The following is a 5,100-nucleotide window of genomic DNA, read 5'->3' as shown; positions in this document are numbered from 1 at the left end:
TGTTTGGCGGGTCGTAAGCTATCTGTTGATGGGAGAAGTGAGAAAGGTTTGGATTGGAGGTGAAAACTGTTTTCCGGCTTCGAGAGCCTCAGTCTCCTCCGTGAAGATACCAAACACAGTCGAGCCGCTCCCCGACAGACTAGCGAACCGGGCGCCGTTATCCAACAGCCGATTTTTAATCTCGCCAATCTCTGGATATGTTCGAAACACCAGAGGTTCAAAATCATTCTCAAGAAACTCATTCGCTGAAGCCCACGAATCGAAGAACTCCAAAGCGGCGGCAAATTTACCTGTGGTGAACTTCCCTGCCAAATGATTATTCAATTCTCCGTATGCCCAAGCGGTGGATATCTGCACAGGGGCCGTCACCAGCAAAGTGGCTCCCATTGGCGGAAGCGATACAGGCGTGAGGACATCGCCGATACCCTCGGCATACTGAGTGCCGCCACGGACGAAGAAAGGGACATCGGCGCCGATGGGGGCAGCCGCTCCTTCCAACTCGTCTATCGAAAGCCCGAGGTTGTAGAGATCATTTGTGCCCTTCAGAACGGCCGCCGCATTACTGGAGCCGCCGCCAAGACCAGCGCCGACAGGAATCCGCTTCTCGAGGTGGATCTTCACACCGCCTATGCCGGCGTGCTCTGCCACCAAGGCGTTCAAGGCTTGCACACAGAGGTTGGACTCATCCGCGGGGAGGGAAGGATCATCTGATGTGAGCGTACAGCCGCTACTTTCCTTTTCCAGAGTGAGTGTATCGAACAGGGGAATTTCGTGAAATACCGTCTGAAGTGTGTGGTAGCCGTCGGACCGCTGGCCAGTGATCTTCAGGCCAATGTTGATCTTAGCGCAAGACTCCAAGGTAAGAATAATGTTGGACTCCCGCCCCTATTCTTGTGTCAATGTTGCTACCGCCATGGCACCGATTCCCTCGCCCCGGCCGATGAATCCAACTCCATCAGTGGTGGTCGCTTTGACGGAAATAAGGGGCATATCAATGCCGAGGGCTGCGGCGATATTTGATTTCATCTCCTCAATGTGTGGGGACAGCTTCGGTTCTTCTAAGACAACAGTGGCATCCACGTTCGAGATCTCGAGATGGGCAGACCGCACCTTCTCGGCGGCATACTTGAGGAACTCCAGACTGGAAGCGTCCTTCCACTGATCATCGTCGCTCGGGAAGTACAGACCGAGATCGCCGAGATTCGCCGCCCCGAGAAGAGCGTCAACGACGGCATGAGACAGCGCATCTCCATCGGAGTGCCCCACGGCCCCTTTCTCAAATGGAATCGTGACCCCTCCAATCACAAGCGTCTCGCCCTCCTCAAGACGATGTACGTCGTACCCTATGCCCGTGCGAACTCCCATCTCTCCATTGTCAATCTTCAATTTACAATCATAAATCTTCAATCATCATTCGCCAATCTTCCCTCATAAATAGCTTGTGCCAACTCCCAATCCTCCTGCGTCGTAATCTTTATGTTCCGGTGACTCCCCTCCACGATGGCCACCCGCCCGCCATTCATTTCCACAAGTTGCGCCTCATCGGTGGCTTGAATGCCTTGCGCCTCGGCACTGTCAAAACCGGAAATCAGCACTTCGACGTTGAATGTCTGAGGCGTCTGTGCTTGCCACACATCTCTCCTGTCAATTGTAGCATTCACCACCTCACCACTCACCTGCTTCAGCGTATCCTTTGCCGGCACTGCCACGATGGCGCCGTCGTAATCCGCACAGAGGCGGACCGTTTCGTCAATCCAGCGTTCTTCAACGAAAGGTCTCACGGCATCGTGCACGACCACAACGTCAGACTCCGGCGCCACAACGTCCAGACCGTTGCGGACACTATCCTGTCGTCGCTTGCCGCCTACCACCAGCCGGACCTCTTTCTCAAAATGGCGCTCTTCCATTTGACTCTCTAACCAGTTGAAAGCATCCTCCTGTACCGCCAGAACGATGCTGTCAATCCGTTCCAGATAAAGGAAAGGCTGAAGAGTAGTAAAGATGAGCGGCTCAGACAGGAGAGCGCTGAACTGCTTTCGTAGGGTAACAGGTGAAGAGTTGTCACCAGAGGAAAATCTGAGCCCCTTTCCAGCGGCGGGAATGACGGCCGAGACGCGCACAGACGAACGCTCAGACAATCATCATGGCATCGCCATAGCTCAAGAACATGTACTTCTCCCGCTTGGCCTCACGATATGCTTTGAAGGTCAACTTACGATCAGCAAAGGCAGAGATCAGCATCAGGAGCGTCGACTTCGGTTCATGGAAATTCGTGACAATGCCATCAGTCATCTTGAAGTCATAGGGAGGATATATAAATTTATCTGTCCAGCCGCGTTTTGGCGTCACCTGAAACCCGGAGACAACAACTGTTTCGAGAGCTCTAACGGTAGATGTCCCCACGGCGAAAATGCGCTTCCCCCTGGCTCGAGTCTCATTGATAGCAATAGCTGTCTCAGCGGGAACTTGGAAGAACTCGGAATCCATCTGATGGCGGGTGAGATCCTCCACTTGAACCGGACGGAAAGTCCCAAGACCAATATGCAGAACAATGGGCGCTACTTTAACACCCTTAGCCTTCATTGTCTTCAACAAAGATTCAGTAAGATGCAGTCCGGCCGTCGGTGCTGCCACAGCACCCCGATGTTCAGCAAATACAGTTTGGTATCTTACCTTGTCCCGTGGTTCCGCATCTCTCTTGATATAGGGAGGTAACGGTGAGTGCCCGATCTTGTCAATGATTTTATAGAAATCGTCACTTGGGTATTCAAACCGAACAACCCGGCCACCTGAGACGGTATTGTCGATAACATCACAGTGTACCTTATCGGTAAAATGGAGTTTGTTCCCGATACGCACCTTTCTGGCGGGCTTTACCAGAACTTCCCACAAATCATTCTCCAACTCGCGCAAGAGAAAGACTTCCACCGTCGCATCGGTGCGGTCCTTCACTGCGAAGAGTCTTGCCGGGAATACTTTGGTTGTATTGATGACGACAAGATCATTCCTCTTAAGGTATTCGACGATATTGTAAAACCGCCGGTGCTCGATTTCTCCCGACTTCCGGTGAATGACCATAAGTCTTGAGCGTTCCCGGCGATCTGCGGGATACTGGGCAATTCGGTTTTTTGGAAGATGGTAATCGAAATCTGTCAGTCTCAATTTCACACGTTTCTCAAACATATATAGTCTCCTTCAATCAGAAGAATGTCGGCTGATCCTGTGGTTTTTCGACCTTAAGGTAATTAAAAGCTCTATCCTCAGCCACTCTGCCTCGCGGCGTCCTCTGGATGAATCCTTTCTTGATGAGAAACGGTTCATAGACATCCTCAATGGTTTGCGAATCCTCACCGACGGCAACGCTGAGCGAATTGAGCCCAACGGGGCCGCCTTTGAACTTTTCCACCAGAACCTTGAGGATACTCCGATCCATGTCATCCAGTCCAAACGTATCAATGCCCAATTTATCTAGAGACCTGTGCGCAATCTCCTCGGTAATTTTGCCATCGGCCTTCACCTGCGCATAGTCCCGCGAGCGCCTCAGAATCCGGTTGGCTACCCGCGGCGTACCGCGTGACCTCTTTGCCAACTCAAGGGCGCCTCCCTCGTCAACCTCTACTGCGAGGATGCCGGCGGACCGAAGGATGATTTTCATCAGATCGTCCACATCATAGAAATCGACGCGCAACACAACACCGAAGCGATCGCGCATGGGAGATGTGAGACTGCCCATCCGTGTGGTGGCGCCGATAAGAGTGAACTGCTCCAAATTCAGGCGGACACTGCGGGCGCTGGGTCCACGGTCGATAAGAATGTCGATGGCATAGTCTTCCATGGCGGAATAGAGATACTCCTCAATCACATTATTCATCCGATGCACTTCATCAATAAAGAGTACGTCGCGGAAGCGGAGGTTGGTTAGTAGTCCCGCCAGGTCTGCCGCCCGTTCCAGTACTGGCCCCGAAGTCTGTTTCAGATTCACGTCAAGTTCCCTTGATATGATATAAGCCAGTGTCGTTTTCCCCAGGCCCGGCGGACCGAACAGAAGAACGTGATCGAGGGCGTCATTACGCTTCCGGCACGCCTCGATATAGAGTTTCAGGTTTTCCACAACGTCAGACTGTCCGACAAACTCATCAAATGATGAAGGCCGGAGTGTCTGCTCAACAGCAAGGTCTTCCTCCTGCGGTTCAGGATCTGTAAGATGGGTATCTGTCATCTATCGAAGACGCAGTTAAATATGATCGACATGCAAGCTACAATATGGACAAGTGCGGTGACGGGGACAAAATGTAACCCTTAATTTAATATGAGGTTGAATCGATTGCAAACAATAGTCTGGAACGGGAGGTGCGTTCGACGTGAGAACTGACGTTGCTATATTGTCGCGGAAGCCAGTTTTGACGCCCTTTCCGTCCGTACCTGCCCAAACTGCCCAATCCCCTGCCAGATCCATTCCGGCGAGAGGTGCGCCTCTTCCACCACCTCCTCCACACTGCCGCCTGTGCGCCAACGGTTGTCCCAGTCGGAAGATAGGGAATACTGCTTCACGCTGGCGTCAGCGATCCAGTTGTGCATCAGCCGGAGCGCTGTGTTCGTGATGATCATGGCGTCGCGCATTTCCTCTTGTGATAGCACAGCGCGGCGATAGTCATCGAGCTGGCGCTGGAACAGTCCCCATGAGATTGCTGCCACCACCTTCACGTTGGGACCTTCCTCTTTGAGCCGGGGGAGAATTTTAACCAGGTTAGACGTACAGCTTGTTCCTCGGATGATGACAACCCCCTCCCCTGGACGGTCTGGATCATAGTCCCTGATGATGTACGCTCCCTTCGCCGCCATCATGTGGGACTCCATGCCGAGTGCATGCCGGTCGGGGATCTCAATGGGGGGTCGCGTAAGGTGGAGGGTGATGATGGGGACGTCCGTGGCGAGGGCCGCACCTAGGACAGGCGCCACCTCATTGTGCTCCCACGGGTGGAGATTGAGAATCTGCGTTTCGGGAAAGAGCTGGGTCACGCCTGGGGCGAAGATGCCAAAATGTGTGCGCGCGTCTTCCGCCGTCTCCGGTCCGGAGTGACCAGCAATCCAGATCATTTT

Annotated in this window: 6 protein-coding genes; all 6 read right to left on the bottom strand. The window is 53.2% G+C overall.

The genetic code is table 11. The features are described from left to right. Nucleotides 1-18 precede the first annotated feature (18 nt). On the bottom strand, nt 19-858 hold the full coding sequence (gene ispE / locus QF669_09240; protein MDP6457614.1) for a 4-(cytidine 5'-diphospho)-2-C-methyl-D-erythritol kinase: 840 nt from the start codon (nt 856-858) through the stop codon (nt 19-21). Nucleotides 859-885: 27 nt separating this feature from the next. Next, nucleotides 886-1,365: a 2-C-methyl-D-erythritol 2,4-cyclodiphosphate synthase gene (ispF, locus tag QF669_09235; protein ID MDP6457613.1), complete on the bottom strand. Its 480-nt coding sequence runs from the start codon at nt 1,363-1,365 to the stop codon at nt 886-888. Nucleotides 1,366-1,403: 38 nt separating this feature from the next. After that, nucleotides 1,404-2,138: a 2-C-methyl-D-erythritol 4-phosphate cytidylyltransferase gene (ispD, locus tag QF669_09230; protein ID MDP6457612.1), complete on the bottom strand. Its 735-nt coding sequence runs from the start codon at nt 2,136-2,138 to the stop codon at nt 1,404-1,406. Beyond that, complete coding sequence (gene queA / locus QF669_09225; GenBank protein MDP6457611.1) at nt 2,131-3,162, bottom strand: tRNA preQ1(34) S-adenosylmethionine ribosyltransferase-isomerase QueA; 1,032 nt, start codon at nt 3,160-3,162, stop codon at nt 2,131-2,133. The genes ispD and queA overlap by 8 nt, the downstream gene beginning before the upstream one ends. A gap of 37 nt (nt 3,163-3,199) precedes the next feature. Continuing rightward, nucleotides 3,200-4,219 carry a Holliday junction branch migration DNA helicase RuvB gene (gene ruvB, locus QF669_09220; protein MDP6457610.1) on the bottom strand — a complete coding sequence of 340 codons (1,020 nt, stop codon included), beginning with the start codon at nt 4,217-4,219 and terminating at the stop codon, nt 3,200-3,202. A gap of 158 nt (nt 4,220-4,377) precedes the next feature. Continuing rightward, nucleotides 4,378-5,100 (bottom strand): transketolase (locus tag QF669_09215; GenBank protein MDP6457609.1); only part of this gene is annotated, 723 nt, incomplete at its 5' end.

The organism is Candidatus Neomarinimicrobiota bacterium, assembly GCA_030743815.1.
Taxonomy (GTDB): domain Bacteria; phylum Fidelibacterota; class Marinisomatia; order Marinisomatales; family S15-B10; genus UBA2146.
This window is presented reverse-complemented; position numbering and strand designations above follow the sequence as displayed.